Here is a 16,898-nt window from a genome sequence, read left to right as displayed (position 1 = left end):
GCCAATGGAACCTTTCAGCATTCCTTTAGATACCGTTTATTTATACGCCTTAATTATCTCAGGTGTCATCACTGTGTTGTACGTATTATTTGCGGACGTCTTTCACTTTCATGGGGCAGGGGAAGGTCTGGATTTTTTAAATCCGGTATTAATTTTTGCATTTGTAACGATTTTGTCTGCGAGCGGATACTTATTTGAAAATCTGTCTTCCTTACATTATTTACTTATACTCGGGATATCCGCAGTGATTGCGTTTATTGTTGTTACATTTTTAAATGTATTTGTACTTGTGCCGGTATCTAGAGCCGAGGAATCACTTGTCTACAAAGAGTCGGATTTACAAGGAAGGGTTGGTACTGTCATAACGCCAATTCCCGCTGATGGGTATGGAGAGGTGATGATTGATAGTACGAGCGGCCGGATTGCCAAACCTACAAAAAGCTTTGACGGTGATTTCATTCCAGACGGGACAAGGGTATTAGTCGTTCAGGTGAAAAACGGTGTACTAGAAGTAACCGTTTATCAACAATTAGAGAAATTCACATTATAGGGAGGTTTTAAAACATGGGAATGATTTGGATTATTATTGGGGTTGTCATACTTATTCTTCTGGCATTAATCGGTGTATTTATTACCAAGTACAAAACCGCAGGACCAGATGAAGCGTTAATTGTAACGGGCAGTTTCCTTGGGAACAGGAATGTCCACGTGGATGAATCAGGTAATAAAATCAAGATTATTCGCGGCGGCGGGAGTTTTATTTTACCAGTTTTTCAACAAGCAAAACCATTAAGCTTGCTATCTAGCAAACTAGAAGTAACCACACCGGAGGTTTATACGGAGCAAGGGGTTCCTGTCATGGCGGATGGAGTGGCGATTATTAAAATAGGCGGGTCGATTAGCGAGATTGCGACAGCAGCAGAGCAGTTTCTTGGAAAACCGAAGGAAGACCGTGAAAACGAAGCGAGAGAGGTACTTGAAGGGCATTTACGTTCGATCCTTGGTTCGATGACGGTCGAAGAAATTTATAAAAACCGCGATAAATTCTCCCAAGAAGTCCAAAGAGTTGCCTCGCAGGACTTAGCAAAGATGGGATTAGTGATTGTTTCATTTACGATTAAAGATGTTCGTGATAAAAACGGCTATTTAGATTCCCTAGGGAAACCGCGGATTGCTCAAGTTAAACGGGATGCCGATATTGCGACTGCAGAGGCAGAAAAGGAAACGCGGATTAAAAAGGCAGAAGCAGCTAAGGAAGCGAAACGGAATGAATTAGAGCGAGCGACGGAAATTGCGGAAGCAGAGAAGATTAATCAGCTGAAAATAGCCGAGTTCCGCCGTGAGCAGGATATTGCCAAAGCCCGTGCAGACCAAGCATATGATTTGGAAAGTGCAAGAGCCAAGCAGGATGTAACCGAGCAGGAAATGCAAATCAAGATTATTGAGAGACAAAAGCAAATTGAACTAGAGGAAAAAGAGATCCTTCGCCGTGAACGTCAATATGATTCTGAGGTGAAGAAAAAAGCGGACGCTGATCGTTATTCTGTAGAGCAATCAGCGGCGGCTAATAAGGCCAAGGAAATAGCTGAAGCTGAGGCTAATAAATACCGGATTGAAGCAATGGCAAAAGCCGAGGCAGAACGGATCCGTCTCGATGGTCTGGCAAAAGCGGAAGCACAAAAAGCACAAGGTTCAACAGAAGCGGAAATTATCCGCTTAAAAGGTTTGGCAGAAGCGGAAGCAAAGGAAAAAATTGCCGAGGCCTTCGAACAGTTTGGTCAAGCTGCTATTTTGGATATGATTATCAAAATGCTTCCGGAGTACGCGAAGCAAGTGGCTGCCCCGTTATCCAATATTGATAAGATTACCGTTGTTGATACAGGCGGTGCTGCGGGTGGAAATGGCGGTGCTAATAAAATCACTAGCTATGCTACCAACTTGATGGCTACCCTGCAGGAGTCTTTGAAGGCTTCGAGTGGTATTGATGTGAAGGAATTAATTGAAAACTACTCTGGTAAATCTAATGTAAGAAAAAGCATTGAGGAATTAACGGACGAACTAAAAAATAAAGCTGAATAATAAGAAAAACCTTATCCATCGTGATAAGGTTTTTTTTTAATAGGTTTGTTCTCTTATTAGCACAAAATATTTGCGTATTCTATGGAATGCTTGCTCGGTGTGAATTAATAGTTCAAATGACTCAAATTTCGAGTTTCGGAATATTAGTATTTAGTAGAAAAAGAGATGCAAAGGAAGAAAATGGGTAAAAAGGCTTCTTTTAAAGGCGTTTTTACATGAATTAACACCTATGATTTCGCTTTCATTTGAGTATTTTGGGATTAAATACCTGTTATTTTATAGTAATTTATCACTAAATTTTGATTATTTACAATTTTTGTATTAGTCTGATAAAATAGGAGAGCACTGTTCTTATAGAAGAACTTTGTAATATATAAATTGGGGGGAATAAACAGGTGAAGAAGAAAAATACCTTAAAGGTCTTATCCAGCCTTGCAGCTAGTACAATGGTAGCTACGACCATGTTCGCAGGCGCGTTTGCTGGAAGTACGGTCGCACCAAAACCAGCAGCAGCTGCCACCACTGCTGTATCAGCTCCAATGGATCTAAATGTAGTAGATTTTGATCGTTTGGGTGCTGCCTTGCAAAAAAGAGGACTTATTGCAAAGAACGCCTCAAAAGCAGAAATTACGAAAGCGGTAAAGACCTACATAGAGAAAAAACAGGGTCAAAAACCAGGTAAAGCGGACAAAAATTTAACAAAAGAGCAGCAAGAGTTTGATAAAAAAGCAAAGGACTTCGTGACAAAACAAAAGGACAAGCTAGCAAAGCAGCTTGCCAAAGGTCACGAGAATTTTAAAAAAGGCAAGCCGACTGGCGCTGTAAAAGTGGATTCTGCTAAGCAAGCAGCTTATGATGGTTCTGTTCGAAAAGATAAAGTGCTTGTACTTTTAGTAGAATACTCAGACTTTAAACATAACAACATCGAGCAAGAGCCAGGCTATATGTATGCTAAGGACTTCAGTAAAGAACATTATGAAAAAATGCTTTTTGGTGATCAAGATTTCACTCTATTCAATGGAGATAAGGTAAAAACCTTCAAACAATATTATGAAGAACAGTCTGGTGGCAGCTACACCGTTGACGGAACTGTATCCGATTGGTTAACTGTTCCTGGAACTGCAAAGGAATATGGTGATGATAACCCTGCAGGAGGGCATGACAACCTTAATCCAAAGGGACCACGTGATCTTGTAAAGGATGCATTAGTCGCTGCAGTTAACAAAGGTATTAATTTAGCCGATTATGATCAATTCGATCAATATGATCTTGATGGTGATGGCAATCGAAGCGAGCCGGACGGTTTAGTTGACCACTTAATGGTTCTTCATGCAGGTGTCGGACAGGAAGCTGGCGGCGGAGCACTTGGTGACGATGCGATCTGGTCACACCGATGGACATTAAACGGTGTTTATGCAGTACCTAATACGACTGCGAAAGTAAATTACTGGGGCGGGAAAATGGGTGCTTATGATTACACAATTGAGCCAGAAGACGGAGCAGTTGGTGTATTTGCGCACGAATATGGGCATGATTTAGGGGCTCCGGATGAGTATGATACTCAATATACTGGCAATGGCGATACAGTTGCACAATGGTCCATCATGAGCGGCGGCAGCTGGAGTGGTCATATTGCTGGTACGCAACCGCCAAGCTTCTCCCCGCAAGTGAAAGAATTTTATCAAAAAACAATCGGCGGCAACTGGGCTAATATTTCAGAAGTAAACTATCAAGATATTGATAACAATGGTTTAGCCACAATTATCGATCAAAGTGTTACAAAATCTAAGAATCCTGGTATCGTGAAGGTGAACTTACCTGAAAAGAAGGTTCCTGGAATTACACCTGAGTTTGGTGCAAAGTACTATTACAGTACAAAAGGTGATGACCTAAATACAGTACTTGAAACTCCAGTATTTGATTTAACAAATGCATCAAGTGCTACATTTAATTATAAGCAGTGGTTTGAAGTAGAGTACGACTATGATTATCTGTATGTGGATGCTGTAACAGAAGATGGTACGAGCACACGTCTTGATATTCTAGGAGATGAAAACACTGCAGACGGTTTAGATTCCTCAAAAGGTCAGTGGGTAGACAAATCCCTTGATTTAAGCCAATTTTCAGGAAAAAAAGTTAAACTAGTATTTAATTATGTAACTGACGGCGGTCTTGCACCAAACGGTTATGCTATTGACAACCTACAATTAACAGTAGATGGACAGGTGAAATTCTCAGATGATGCAGAAGGAACACCACAAGTTACATTAAATGGCTTTGAAGTATCTGATGGCTGGATCAAAAAACCTCATTACTATTACCTAGAGTGGAGAAACTACGCTGGTTCAGATACAGCTCTTCAATACTCTCGTGACGCAAAATATAATACAGGTTTAGTAGTTTGGTATGCTGATGATACATTTACTGATAACTGGGGCGGCGTTCACCCAGGTGAAGGCTTCCTAAGCGTAGTGGACTCTCATCCAGAAGCGCTTGTATTTAAACTAAATGGTGTTAACTCCATTGCTCAAACTACTCGCTACCAAGTTGCAGATGCTGCCTTCTCATTAGACAAGTCACCTGCATGGGATGTTAATTCACCTACACGTGGAATCTATGATTACAATGGACTTCCAGGTATAATGGAATTTGATTCTACAAAGTCTTATATCAATAATGTTATTCCAGATGCCGGAGTTAAGGTTCCAGCACAGTATCCTATTAAGGTCCAAGTCATTGGCGAAGCAAAAGACAACTCTGCTGGTGCCGTTTGGATCCACAAATAAGAAAAAGAAAGAGACAGTGGGATTTCCCAGTGTCTCTTTTCATTATTAAAGGAAATTATAAAATTTCGCTTGTGGATAACTGTAAATAAAAGGACTGTCGACGTCTAGCTCCAGCACTTATGTTCCTTACTTATAATGAAAATCTCAAACGGTTGATCTCCATTCCAATCAAAATGCTTAAGTTCAGCCAAAATACAGCCAATCAAAAAAGTGGGTGTCCCAACGACCGGGACACCCTTTATATAGTAGAGAGGTTAATTTTGGGATGAGTAAGATGGCTGAAAACCAATGTACTCGATCGATAAAGAGCCGATCACCGAAACTTTGGGGAGTTCGAAGTGTCATCTTCTCTTTACACGATTATCTTAGCGAAAAAGATTGAAGATGTTATGAAGAAGTTGTGGTGAATTTGTGAAGTTACGAACATCACAGACCGCTGGTGGTATAGTAAGGGTATGAGGAGTGATGATTCATGAAGATTCTTTTAGTGGACGATGAACGAAGAATAGTAGAAGTCCTCGAAGCATATTTAGAGAGAGAAGGCTATGAAATCCATAGCGCAGATAATGGGATAGATGCTTTGAAAAAGGCAAAAACAATCGAACCGGATCTAATGATACTTGACCTTATGCTGCCTGATATATCTGGTGAAGAGGTTTGCCGGCTGGTGAGAAAAGAGTCTGATGTTCCCATCCTTATGTTGACAGCGAAATCGGCAGAGGATGACCGTATCAACGGAATCGTTATGGGTGCTGATGACTATTTAACCAAACCCTTTAGTCCAAGGGAAGTTGTTGTTCGGGTTCAAGCCATCCTTAGACGCGTCAAAAAGGCAGATAAAGTTGAAGAACGCCTTGAATTTAACGGTAAAAAACTGTCCATTGATTTAGTCAAAAAAGAAGTAACAGTAAACGGTGAAGATGTGACGTTAACACCGATTGAATATAAATTATTAACCAATATGGCTGTTAATCCTGGTCGTGTTTACAGTCGAATGGATTTGCTTGAAAAAATTCAGGATGAAGGCATGTATTATGAAGGCTATGAACGGAGTGTCGATACTCATATCAAAAATCTCCGTAAAAAAATAGAATTAGATTCACGGCAGCCGGACTTTATCGTCACCGTTTTTGGGATGGGCTATAAATTTGGAGGGGTACTAGATGCTGCAAACGCTACGGTCTAAAATCCTTTTTTATCTAGTACTCATCTCGATGATTGGAATTCTAATTGTCAGTTTTTTTATCCAATATGGTTTTGAAGAAAGCTTTAATAGCTATTTGGATCGGAACCGTGAAAAAAAGATTGATAGAATTATCACCGAGATTGAGAAGGACTATCGAAAAAATGGCCATTTCACGAGTGACCCGGTGTATGGACTGCTCCATGAAAATGCGATGACAGACCAGCTTTATTTCCAATTATATGACCGATTTGGGAAAATGCAGATGGATACGTCCAGTATCCGCGGCATGCTAAATAGCTTTGGATTAACGGAACCGGAGCCAGATGGAGAAAACTGGCATAGTAAAACCTATACTTTGAAAGTTGACAATGCTATTATCGGCAAGCTGGTAGCGATTTACCCAGAAGGCTTAATTGATGATGAATACACCTTTATTCAAACCATTCAATTGTATATATTAGCGGCAGTTTGCTTAACGATTGTTTTAGCGATCGTCTTTAGTATGATCTTTTCTAAAAAACTAACTTCTGGTCTCAAGAAGCTCTCGTTTGCAGCAGGTGAGCTGCAGCACCATAATCTTGATATCCGCATACCTTTAAAAGGTCTGCCGACGGAGGTCAAGCAGATTGCCGTTTCCTTTAATAATTTGGCTGAGTCATTAGCAAAAGAAGAAATCCTTAGAAAGCAATTTACAGGCGACCTCGCTCATGAGCTGCGGACGCCGCTTGCCACATTAAGAAGTCAAATTGAAGCTTTCCAGGATGGGATTTGGGAGCCAACAGCACAGCGTTTGCAGGTAAGTCATGAAGAGCTGATGCGTTTAGTAAGACTTGTAAACGAATTAGAAAAGCTGCTTGCAGCGGAGAATCCGCAAATAAGACTAGATAAAATGGAACTTGAGGCAGGTAGTGTATTAGCGGCCTTATGGGAAATGTTTTTACCTATTTTTAAAGAAAAGGGTGTCGGTCTGCAAATTGAAGAACCCCTTCAGGAAGAAATATTTGAGGCAGATAAAGACCGGCTGATGCAAATTTTATCAAATGTACTTAATAATGCTTTGAAATACACACCGGAAGGGAAAAATGTAACGATTTCGGTTGTGACCGACAAAGAAGGGTACGTTGGTTTTAAGATTCAAGATGAAGGCTCCGGTATGGCGGAAGAGGATATCCCCCATATTTTTGAACGATTCTATCGAGGTGACAAATCCCGTGACAGAAAAACAGGCGGAGTAGGAATCGGCCTCTCCATTGTGAAGGCCTTAATGGATGCCCATAAAGGATTAATTAAAGTAAAAAGCAGGGTCAATAAGGGAACAAGCATTACCTTATGGTTTCCGCAGGAAGAGTAAAGGCCGCAATGTTGTGAACGGCCTTTTTTCTATGAATTTATTAATTCTTTAATATGGTAAACCCTTCCGCTTTCAGGGTTTCCTCTAAAAACTAGGTCAACTAAGGCGTTAGCAACGGCGTCAGTTTCCAATAACAAATTCTTTTCTTTATATTCCTTAAATTTTTCAAGTTCCTTAAAGGCATTCTCGGAGGAAGAACGGATCGTTTCCTGCATGCTAGTATCCATGACCCCCGGGCTAAAGCCAATAATGGTATTTTTCGTTTTCAATTCTGCCTGTTCAATTGCCGCTGTTTGGGTGAACATGTTTAATCCGGCCTTTGAGCTGCAATAAACACTCCAGCCTTCAATCGAGCGGACAGCCGCACCGGACGTAACATTGATAACGGTTACTTTTGTATTCGTTAATTGCGCCTTACTTAAAAATAAATTAGTAATTAGAATGGGTGCAATCAGATTTACTTTTATATTTCGAATGATCGGAGTTTGGTCTAAGTTACCTACTTTTTGAATCGGTTCGATCATGCCTGCATTATTAAATAGAAGAATATCTGTTGGGTTTTTTTCAAAAATACAGTGGGAAATCTCCATAAAGACCTCTTGTATTTCTTTTTCTAATGAGAGATTGCAAGAAACGTGTTTATATTCAATCCCGTTTTCGAGTGCAAAGTTTTTTAACTCCTCATTTTTTGTCCGGGAAACAGAAACGACTGCAATTTGCTCCTGTAAAAGGCGTTTCGCAATACTTTCTCCCAAGCCCTTCGAAGCCCCGGTTATGATTGCATATTTCATGGAAAACTCCCCCCTGAAAGCCAGTGTAATTATGTATAATACTATTTTATTCTTCTAAAAAATATTAAGCAAATCTTGGCAACTATATTTTAATATAAAAAAAGCAGCTCCAAAAAGGAACTGGGCCGCTCTTTTAATCATTAAAGCTTTAAAAATTTTTCTTGTCTAAAAGAATTGTCCGTTAATGCTGGAAAGAATTTCTTCCACTCATTTAGAAAGGATTGCGTGGAAGTATTAGGATGTTCAAGGACCAAAGTGGTTGGTCCTGACTGCTTCACTTGACCATTGACGATAATTGCTAGACGGTTGGTAAGATAATGAATCTCCATCAAATCATGGCTGACAAACACAGCGGTTGTTCTGGTGTCTTCCATAATCCTTTTAAAATCTTCCATTAAGCGGATCTTCGTAGGAAAGTCTAGTGCTGAAAACGGTTCATCGAGAAATAGAATTTCCGGCTCCACGATCATCGCTCGGGCAAGGTTGACCCTCTGTGCCTCACCGCCAGATAGATAGAGGGCATTCGTTTTGGCTAAATGACAAATCCCAAACAACTCCAGCCAATGAGTTACTTTTTCCTTGATCATTGCTTTGGGAACTTTCCGTAATTTTAAACCTAACGCGATATTCTGAAAGACCGTTCCATCTAATAGAAGGGATTGCTGCAGGGCAACTGAAAACCTTCTCCGTAATTCCAAAGGCACCTGTCCAGACGGAATGGTTTGCCCTCGGTACACAATCTCCCCGCTGGACTGCTTTTCCAAGAACGAAAGAACTTTAAGTAATGTACTTTTCCCAGCTCCGTTCGGCCCCATCAACCCGAGAATTTCTCCATCGTATATCTTGAATGAAGGGATATCAAGAATTGTTTTCTGCTGAGCACTATAGGCCATATTCTTTAGCTCAATTAACGGGTTCATGATATTCGCTTCCTTTGCTGTAAAAATGTTAATGCTGCGGTGATTAATAGTGCAACGGACAACAAAATAAAGGAAAGGGCTAAGGCAATGTCAAAGTTTCCCTTCGAAACTTCCATTACGATGGTAGTGGTTAATATTCGGGTATCACCTTGAATATTGCCGCCAACCATCATTGCAGCACCTACTTCAGCAATCACTCGGCCAAAACCGGCCATGATGGCTGCCAATATCGCCATCTTTAATTGTTTGATCAGAATGAACAATGTCTGCATTCTTGTTGCCCCGAGTGCCTTAATTTGCAGCAGCATCTTGTCACTGATCTGCTGAAAAGCTGTACAGGTAAGGCTCGTGACGATAGGCAGGCTTACTAAAACTTGGGCCATGACAATGGCTGTCGGCGAATAGAGCAAGGAGAAATCTCCTAATGGACCGGAGCGCCATAGGAGCATCGTAATCCAGAGGCCGGCCACAACTGGAGGCAGTCCTAAACCAATATTAATGAAAATTAATAGAGCTTTGCGGCCTTTAAATCTAGTTAATCCTAGTAACATACCAAGAGGCAGTCCGATGATGGTACTAATTAGAATGGAAATGAGACAGACTTTTAGTGTCAGCCCGGTAATAGCTAACACTTCCTGATCACCGGAAAGAATCAACTCTATTGCCTTTTTCAGTCCATCTAGCAGTAATTCCATAACGTCATGCCTCCAGGAGTTTCATTCAAAGTTTGACAAGAGGCGGACTCATATAAGAGGCCGCCCTGCAGTTATTTTATTCGGTATATTTAATGAATAAGGATCTACCAAATTCCTTTTTACCAAAGTTCTCAATCACATCTTGTGTTTTTGGATCTACCATAAATTCTACAAACTTTTTAGCATCGGTACTATTCACTTTATCATGTTTTTCTGGATTTACTTCCATTACATGATAAATATTCATTAAATCTTTGCCGCCTTCAACGACAATTTTAAGCGTATCTAAATTTTTTGATTGGGCAAGCCATGTGGCTCGGTCCGTTAATACATATCCTTTTTTTTCTGCGGCCACTTGTAAGGTTTGTCCCATCCCTTGTCCGGTTGAAACATACCAATTGCCTGCCGGTTTAATATTTGCAGTTGTCCAGATCGCAAGTTCTTTTTTATTGGTACCTGAGTCATCTCCGCGTGAAACGAAAGTAGCTTTGGTTTCCGCTAATTTTTTAAACGCAGCGACAATATCATCGCCGCTAACACCAGCAGGGTTTTCCTTTGGACCTACTAAGACAAAATCATTGTACATTACACGCTTATAGTTAATCGCATCACCTGCATCCACGACAGCCTTCTCTGCCGCTGGAGCGTGAACAAGCAGAGCATCTGCTTCGCCTTTCGTACCCATAGCTAAGGCTTCGCCTGTACCGACAGCAATTACCTTTACTTTGACATTATTTTGTTTTTCAAACATAGGGATAATCACATCTAATAAGCCGCTATCCTGCGTACTTGTTGTAGTGGCAAGAATCATTTCGGTGGGTGCCGGTTTAGCAGCTGTCTTTTTCTCTTTAGTAGCTGTTTCCTTTGTATTGGTGTTTCCGCAGGCTGATAAAACTAGAAGCATCAAAGCAAATAAGGCGATAATTAAACGATGTTTCTTCATACAAGTTCCTCCGTTTGACTAGTTTGATAGATGATTTTTCCTAAATCCTGAACCGAATAACCGTCTAAATCTTTCAGACTATCTTTGAAGCTAGCAGACTGTAAATAATGAATTATAGCCATTAAATGCGCCTTATTTTCTGTGGTAAAACGGAAAACAAGATCAAACTTTTCTTGCGCTACTGGTACAAAGTCCAGACCTAAGTGACTGGCGGCAGATTGAATGCCGAACGCTACATCAGCCATGCCGCGATTTATGTAGGAAGCAGCAGATAAATGGTTCCATTCTTCATTTGCGTAGCCGCTAATCTGACTTGGATTAATCCCGTGGCTCGAAAGCATTGATTCGAGTAAAAATCTTGTTCCTGACCCTTTTTGACGGTTCACGAACTGAACATCTTTTCTAGTCAAGTCCGTGAAATGATGGATATTTTTCGGATTACCCTTTGCGACAATGAAGCCTTGTTGCCTTGCAGCAAATCTCATGACAGTAATATTTTCATAGACAAAAAGCTGATGGATAAAAGGCAGATTATACTCTTGTGAGGCCGGATCTAATAGATGAATCGCCGCAATATCGCATTGGCCGCGGTAGAGCATCATTAATCCCTCTAAACTGCCGATGAAAGAAGGTTGAATTTGTAAGTTTAAAGCGCTTCCAGCTTGTTTAGCAAAATGTTCTACAAGAAAATCATGGCTGCCGAAGAGGCGAATTGGTACTGCTGGCATGCTGATTATGTTGGGAGCATCAGCACTTTTTTTAGCTGGCGCCTTCATGCTTTCTTTATAGCGTTCGAGTTCTATATACTCGATTCTCATTTTATTTCCTATTTTAAAAGCTTGAAGTTCCCCTCTTTTAATCAGTTCATAAACCGTATGCTTAGAGATTTGAAAGATTTGTGCAACTTCATCGGGAGTATAAGCCCGTTCGTCCATTATTTCCCCTCCTTTTTCCAGTTCATTTTATACAAAGAATAGCATATTACCTGTGACTTTTGTTAAGTTTTGTTAAGTTTCGTTAAGTTTTGTTTGGAATTGTCATGAATAGTTCAAGGGGAAGTTAAGAATTCATCTTTTCGTCACAAACTTCACTTTTTGTTCATTCGTGAGCAAGATGATTTGATGTAGTATTGTCATAGTAGGAAAATTTCTGGGTTAAGGGAAGGGATGTAAATGTCGAAACTTTTATATATTACAGCAAACCCTAAAAATGATATTAAACTATCAAAGGGGATGCAAATCGGGGAAGTATTTTTAGAGGAGATTAGGGCTGCGCAGCCGGATGTGGAAATTGAACGCTGGCACTTATATGATATGGACATCCCTGATATTGACATGGATCTTTTATACGCACGGGCTAAACTATCATTCATGGGCTATACAAAAGAGCAATTATCAGAAGCAGAGCGGACCAAACTTGAAAAAATGCACGAGCTTGCCGACCGTTTCATTGCCGCTGATTATTATGTATTTGTGACTCCGATTTGGAATCTTGGCGCTCCGTCCATTTTGAAAAAATTTATTGATAATTTATTTATTGTGGAAAAGACCTTTACGAATACCCCAGAAGGTCCTAAAGGACTGTTAACTGACAGAAAAGCGATTCATATCCAAACTCGCGGAGGTATCTATTCTTCAGGACCAATGGTTGACTTTGAGTTTGGCGACCGCTATTTACGCAAGGTATTTGATTTTCTTGGTTTCGAGAGCTTGGAAACCGTGGTTGCGGAAGGTATGGATCATTTTCCTAAACAAATTCCAGAAATTATGGCCAAAGCAAAAGAGCAGGCAGCCGAAGCAGCAAGAGAAATGGCAAAAGAATCGGTTACTATATATTAGAAAATGCGACTCACTGATGAGTCGCATTTTTTTAGAATCTACCCGTGAATTGAAAGAATAGAACAAGGATTCCCAATGCCCAAACATATATCGCAAATGGCTTTAAGGAATGATTTTTTAAATAGCCGATCATCCATCGTACCGCTACATAACCGAAAAGGGCAGAGGCGGCAATACCAACAAGTAAGGCAGATAAAGAAATCGCTTCGCCTTGTCCTTCTAGTAAATCCTTTGTCTGCAAAACAATCGCACCAGCAATCGCTGGAGTCGATAATAGAAATGAAAAGTAAGCAGCTGTTTCTCGGTCTAATTTTCGCCATAGTGCTGCTACAATTGTCATGCCGGAACGAGAAATCGCTGGCATGATCGCAACCGCCTGAAAGGTCCCAATGATGAATGCATCCTTATAACTGATATCGTCCATTTTCTTATAACCATTTTTCGCTGAGTCGGCAAGCCACAGGAATAACCCCGTAATTAAAAACTCCCAGCCAATCGTCACACCTGTTTTCGAAATGTCATCAATATAATCTTTAAACGCAAGACCAAATACGACAGCAGGAATAGTCCCGACGATTAATAGAAAGGTTAGTTTGCTAAACGGCTTCTTGAGTATTTTTATAAATTGGTCCTTATAAAAAACAAAAACAGCTAATAATGTCCCGACATGCAGCATGGTATCAAGCAAAAGTCCCGCTTCTTGAAGGCCAAATAAGTTTCTCCCTAAGTAAAGATGACCGGTACTGCTGATAGGCAAAAATTCCGTTAAACCTTGAATAATCCCGAGGATTAATGCTTCGAGTTTCGTTAACATACGCTCCCTCTCATTCTAAAATATTCTAAGCCTGTACATTTAAAAGATATGCAGAAAATTCTATTTCATGAAATCCTTATCTGATTTAGGCGGATATGGGATAACTGGTCAATGAAAAAATCTGTGGATGGAATCAAAATAAGTGCAAACCAACAGTCTTCTCCCATAAAATAGGAATATACCTTCCTTGAGAGGAGAACGCGTCTTGGAAAATTCTCATCTTCATTTTAATACGTCTATCGGAGTCAAGAAGCCAGAAAATATTCGAAACAAAGAACAGGCTTGTCCTTTTTGCGAAAGAGACCAGTTGACAGACCTCATTGCGGTGGATGGTCCGATCATTCTTTTGAAAAATAAATATCCAGTCCTAGAAAATGCTTATCAAACCGTATTAATTGAAACAGATGATTGCCATGGTGATCTATCGACCTATTCAAAAGAGCATCTCCATCGCTTGATTCGTTTCGGACTTGAACATTGGTTTGAAATGGAGGAAACGGGTCAGTACCGTTCGGTTATTTTTTTCAAAAATCATGGCCCGCTGTCGGGAGGGACGATTGCTCACCCACATATGCAGATTGTCGGTTTACATGATATTGATTATCGAGAAAAGGCATCACATGACATGTTCGAGGGTCTCGTTATTGCCGAGCAAAATGGTGTCCGTTTTACTTTGTCAACGAAGCCGCGCGTGGGCTTTTATGAATTTAATGTCGAAATGGAGGATACCGGTTACAGGCAAGAGTTTGCGGAGTATATTCAAAATGCCGTCCACTATATCCTGAATCATTTTCCTTTTAAGGCCACAAGCTATAATGTCTTTTTTAATCATGTAGATAATAAGATTTATGCAAAAATCGTCTCCCGTTTTGTAACCACTCCCCTTTATATTGGCTACGGAATTCCTCAGGTCCCGAATAATCTGGAATGGATGGCAGAAGAGGTAAGAAGGATTTATTTTTCCATCATGTAAATAAAACCAGCAGCCGGTTATAAGTTGAGATTTGTTGTTTTTCAAAATATAATGGAGGAATGGACAAGTTTTTGGTAAGGTGGAACGAATATGACTTCAAATAGCAATACAACTTCAAAGCTTGATTACAGCCTTGTGTTTATATTAATCTTACTTTTTCTAGCGAGCTGTTTCGCGATTTATAGTGCGCAAGCTAGCGGACAATATAAGGAGAACTTCTTAATCAAGCAAATTGTCTGGTATGTTGTCGGGGCCGGTATTATTACAATGGTTATGACCCTGGATTCAGATCAATTGAAAAAATTAACCTGGTACGCATACGGGTTTGGCGTCTTTTTACTAGGTTTTTTAATTGTTGCACCAGCAAGTATTGCTCCGGTCATTAATGGAGCAAAAAACTGGTTTGTGCTCCCAGGGATTGGCTCGATCCAGCCTTCTGAATTTGTTAAAATTTTTATTATTCTGGGTCTTTCACGTGTGGTTGATCAGCACCATTTAAAAAATTCGGTCAAAACACTGCAAACGGATTTGTGGCTTTTAATTAAAATGGGCATTGTCACGATGGTTCCGTTGGGCATGATCATCAAGCAAGACTTGGGAACTTCGCTTGTTTTCTTGGCCATTTTACTTGGAATGATTTTTATTTCCGGGATTTCGTGGAAACTGTTAGTGCCGATATTTTCGATCGGAATTATCTTAATTGGTACGATATTTTATTTTGTTCTTTGGAGCCCGGATGTTTTGGAAAAGTATCTGGGGGTTGGTGAATATCAGCTTCGCCGTATTTACTCTTGGCTTGATCCTTATAGCTACGAGGGTACGGATGCGTACCAGCTGACGAAATCCTTGCTTGCAATCGGCTCAGGTCAAACTGGCGGTAAGGGCTTCGGTAATCGGGAAGTTTATCTGCCTGAAAGCCAAACGGACTTTATCTTTAGTGTCGTTGGTGAGGAGTATGGTTTTATTGGTTCAAGTGTGTTAATAAGTTTGTTTTTCTTATTGATCTACCATATTACGAAGGTTGGTATGGAAACAAAGAATAATTTTTATACGTATATTTGTGTTGGTGTGATCAGTATGATTACATTCCACGTGTTCCAAAACATTGGCATGACCATTGGCGTACTGCCGATTACCGGAATCCCGCTGCCATTTATCAGCTACGGGGGAAGTTCCTTAATGGGGAACATGATGGGATTGGGATTAATCTTTTCGATTCGCTATCATTATAAAAAATATATGTTTTCTACTACGGCATAAAAAGAGCGACATTTGTTCGCTCTTTTTTTCTTTTTTGCAATACCGAGTTGCGGAAATAATGCAGAAGTCCGCGGGAAAAAAGGAAAAGTGCGCGGAAATAATCCAGAAGTTGGCGGGAAAAACACAAAAAAGCGCGGAATTATCACCCAAGTCCGCGGAATCAACCCAATTATCAGAATCAACCCACCAATGTCCGCGCTAAAATATTTTCAAATAACAAAAAGGACCACCTTCATCCTCAGGAAGGCGGTCCAATCATATTATTTTTTCAAAAAGATCTTTTCAATATCATCCAACATCAGGTTGGCAGCAAGGACCCCGCCGGCTGTATTCCAAATCGTGTCACTTACCTTGTGAACCTCACCCTTCTTAGCGACCTCTAAGTTCCTGAATAATGGATCAGCAATCCACTCTTTCTCCAGTTCTGAGCCTTTTCCATCACCCGTTTCATACGTGAAATAGAAGAGGATATCTCCCTCCATTGCCGGAACTCTTTCCTTCGTTACATTTCTCTCAGCAAAATCATCCACATTTTGGCTGTCTGGACGGGCGAAACCAAGATCACTTAAAATGACCCCTGAAAAAGTATCCTTATGATAAATCCGGACCTCTCCAGCCATAAAACGAACCATAGAGACCTTCATCTGTAATTGATCGCCAAGCTTTTCCTTTAAACCAGCAATACGAGAATCATAGTTTTGGATAACCTCGTTACCTTTATCTACTTTATTCAGCGCTTTAGCATATAATTGAAAGTTTTCCTTCCAGTCGCCACGAAGAGTCTCCGCGAAAACAGTAGGAGCAATCGCGCTTAGCTGCTGATAAATCTTTTCCTGACGCATTTTATTACCAATAATCAGATCAGGCTTCAATGCAGCAATGGCTTCTACATTTACTTCACTTTCCGTACCGACCACTTTGACATTTTTCATTTGATCGGCAATATGCTCATACCAAGGGTTCCCAGTAAACGATTGAACGGCCCCAACCGGTGTAACGCCTAATGCTAATAGAGCTTCTGTTCCTTCGTTTGTGAGAATGACCACGCGTTTTGGATTACCTTTAATGGTCGTAGACCCCATTGCATGCTCAACCGTATAGCTTTTTTCCTCAGCTGTCTTTGGTTCTGTATTTGTTTTCTCCTCGGTACCGCCACAGGCAGCTAATAAGAAAATAGCCATGATCGAGAAGAGCGAGAAAATCCTTTTAATTGCTTTCATTTGTGTATGTATCCCCCTTGGAAAAATAATTGATAATGATTT

General features: G+C 40.4%; 15 protein-coding genes. 8 read left to right on the top strand and 7 right to left on the bottom strand.

Going from position 1 to position 16,898, the window contains the following annotated elements:
- Positions 1-4: 4 nt before the first annotated feature.
- The 5 genes from COD92_RS02305 (at position 5) to COD92_RS02285 (ending at position 7,402) form a co-directional block, all read left to right on the top strand.
- On the top strand, positions 5-550 hold the full coding sequence (locus COD92_RS02305; RefSeq protein WP_098530306.1) for an NfeD family protein: 546 nt from the start codon (positions 5-7) through the stop codon (positions 548-550).
- A 14-nt stretch (positions 551-564) separates the two neighbouring features.
- On the top strand, positions 565-2,079 hold the full coding sequence (locus COD92_RS02300; RefSeq protein ID WP_098530305.1) for a flotillin lipid rafts scaffold protein FloT: 1,515 nt from the start codon (positions 565-567) through the stop codon (positions 2,077-2,079).
- A gap of 446 nt (positions 2,080-2,525) precedes the next feature.
- Positions 2,526-4,865: an immune inhibitor A domain-containing protein gene (locus COD92_RS02295; RefSeq protein WP_098530408.1), complete on the top strand. Its 2,340-nt coding sequence runs from the start codon at positions 2,526-2,528 to the stop codon at positions 4,863-4,865.
- Positions 4,866-5,337: 472 nt separating this feature from the next.
- On the top strand, positions 5,338-6,051 hold the full coding sequence (locus COD92_RS02290) for a response regulator transcription factor (protein WP_098530304.1): 714 nt from the start codon (positions 5,338-5,340) through the stop codon (positions 6,049-6,051).
- Entirely contained in the window at positions 6,029-7,402 is a 1,374-nt protein-coding gene (locus COD92_RS02285; protein WP_098530303.1) for a HAMP domain-containing sensor histidine kinase, read from the top strand. Before COD92_RS02290 ends, COD92_RS02285 begins: the two co-directional genes overlap by 23 nt.
- 29 nt (positions 7,403-7,431) lie before the next feature.
- Here the strand turns inward: COD92_RS02285 and COD92_RS02280 are convergent, their stop codons facing one another.
- From COD92_RS02280 to COD92_RS02260, 5 genes are all read right to left on the bottom strand, one after another.
- Positions 7,432-8,193, bottom strand: a complete 762-nt coding sequence (locus COD92_RS02280; protein ID WP_098530302.1) for a (S)-benzoin forming benzil reductase — start codon at positions 8,191-8,193, stop codon at positions 7,432-7,434.
- 140 nt (positions 8,194-8,333) lie between these two features.
- On the bottom strand, positions 8,334-9,113 hold the full coding sequence (locus COD92_RS02275) for an ABC transporter ATP-binding protein (protein WP_098530301.1): 780 nt from the start codon (positions 9,111-9,113) through the stop codon (positions 8,334-8,336).
- Positions 9,110-9,808, bottom strand: coding sequence for an ABC transporter permease (locus tag COD92_RS02270; RefSeq protein ID WP_098530300.1), 699 nt, complete (start codon positions 9,806-9,808; stop codon positions 9,110-9,112). Before COD92_RS02270 ends, COD92_RS02275 begins: the two co-directional genes overlap by 4 nt.
- A 76-nt stretch (positions 9,809-9,884) precedes the next feature.
- On the bottom strand, positions 9,885-10,751 hold the full coding sequence (locus tag COD92_RS02265; RefSeq protein WP_098530299.1) for an ABC transporter substrate-binding protein: 867 nt from the start codon (positions 10,749-10,751) through the stop codon (positions 9,885-9,887).
- On the bottom strand, positions 10,748-11,686 hold the full coding sequence (locus COD92_RS02260; protein ID WP_098530298.1) for a substrate-binding domain-containing protein: 939 nt from the start codon (positions 11,684-11,686) through the stop codon (positions 10,748-10,750). Before COD92_RS02260 ends, COD92_RS02265 begins: the two co-directional genes overlap by 4 nt.
- A gap of 237 nt (positions 11,687-11,923) precedes the next feature.
- Here COD92_RS02260 and COD92_RS02255 point away from each other — a divergent pair, with 237 nt between their 5' ends.
- Positions 11,924-12,589, top strand: a complete 666-nt coding sequence (locus COD92_RS02255; RefSeq protein WP_098530297.1) for an FMN-dependent NADH-azoreductase — start codon at positions 11,924-11,926, stop codon at positions 12,587-12,589.
- 31 nt (positions 12,590-12,620) lie between these two features.
- Here COD92_RS02255 and COD92_RS02250 read toward each other — a convergent pair whose 3' ends face one another.
- Positions 12,621-13,403: an undecaprenyl-diphosphate phosphatase gene (locus COD92_RS02250; RefSeq protein WP_098530296.1), complete on the bottom strand. Its 783-nt coding sequence runs from the start codon at positions 13,401-13,403 to the stop codon at positions 12,621-12,623.
- Positions 13,404-13,608: 205 nt separating this feature from the next.
- Between COD92_RS02250 and COD92_RS02245 the strand changes: the two genes are divergently transcribed.
- Positions 13,609-14,376: a DUF4931 domain-containing protein gene (locus COD92_RS02245; RefSeq protein WP_098530295.1), complete on the top strand. Its 768-nt coding sequence runs from the start codon at positions 13,609-13,611 to the stop codon at positions 14,374-14,376.
- Between the two features lie 90 nt (positions 14,377-14,466).
- Positions 14,467-15,636 (top strand): FtsW/RodA/SpoVE family cell cycle protein, encoded by a 1,170-nt coding sequence (locus tag COD92_RS02240; protein ID WP_098530294.1) that lies wholly within the window; start codon positions 14,467-14,469, stop codon positions 15,634-15,636.
- Between the two features lie 260 nt (positions 15,637-15,896).
- Here COD92_RS02240 and COD92_RS02235 read toward each other — a convergent pair whose 3' ends face one another.
- Entirely contained in the window at positions 15,897-16,856 is a 960-nt protein-coding gene (locus COD92_RS02235; RefSeq protein WP_098530293.1) for an ABC transporter substrate-binding protein, read from the bottom strand.
- Between the last annotated feature and the right edge of the window lie 42 nt (positions 16,857-16,898).

Source organism: Bacillus sp. AFS037270 (assembly GCF_002585305.1).
The sequence above is the reverse complement of the archived record's forward strand: the minus strand, read 5'-3'. Positions and strand labels throughout refer to the sequence as shown.

Bases quoted from the DNA above. Each gene is read 5' to 3' on its own strand.
- COD92_RS02305 (WP_098530306.1), top strand. From the start codon at position 5: ATGGAACCTTTCAGCATTCCTTTAGATACCGTTTATTTATACGCCTTA.
- COD92_RS02300 (WP_098530305.1), top strand. From the start codon at position 565: ATGGGAATGATTTGGATTATTATTGGGGTTGTCATACTTATTCTTCTG.
- COD92_RS02295 (WP_098530408.1), top strand. From the start codon at position 2,526: ATGGTAGCTACGACCATGTTCGCAGGCGCGTTTGCTGGAAGTACGGTC.
- COD92_RS02290 (WP_098530304.1), top strand. From the start codon at position 5,338: ATGAAGATTCTTTTAGTGGACGATGAACGAAGAATAGTAGAAGTCCTC.
- COD92_RS02285 (WP_098530303.1), top strand. From the start codon at position 6,029: ATGCTGCAAACGCTACGGTCTAAAATCCTTTTTTATCTAGTACTCATC.
- COD92_RS02280 (WP_098530302.1), bottom strand. From the start codon at position 8,193: ATGAAATATGCAATCATAACCGGGGCTTCGAAGGGCTTGGGAGAAAGT.
- COD92_RS02275 (WP_098530301.1), bottom strand. From the start codon at position 9,113: ATGAACCCGTTAATTGAGCTAAAGAATATGGCCTATAGTGCTCAGCAG.
- COD92_RS02270 (WP_098530300.1), bottom strand. From the start codon at position 9,808: ATGGAATTACTGCTAGATGGACTGAAAAAGGCAATAGAGTTGATTCTT.
- COD92_RS02265 (WP_098530299.1), bottom strand. From the start codon at position 10,751: ATGAAGAAACATCGTTTAATTATCGCCTTATTTGCTTTGATGCTTCTA.
- COD92_RS02260 (WP_098530298.1), bottom strand. From the start codon at position 11,686: ATGGACGAACGGGCTTATACTCCCGATGAAGTTGCACAAATCTTTCAA.
- COD92_RS02255 (WP_098530297.1), top strand. From the start codon at position 11,924: ATGTCGAAACTTTTATATATTACAGCAAACCCTAAAAATGATATTAAA.
- COD92_RS02250 (WP_098530296.1), bottom strand. From the start codon at position 13,403: ATGTTAACGAAACTCGAAGCATTAATCCTCGGGATTATTCAAGGTTTA.
- COD92_RS02240 (WP_098530294.1), top strand. From the start codon at position 14,467: ATGACTTCAAATAGCAATACAACTTCAAAGCTTGATTACAGCCTTGTG.
- COD92_RS02235 (WP_098530293.1), bottom strand. From the start codon at position 16,856: ATGAAAGCAATTAAAAGGATTTTCTCGCTCTTCTCGATCATGGCTATT.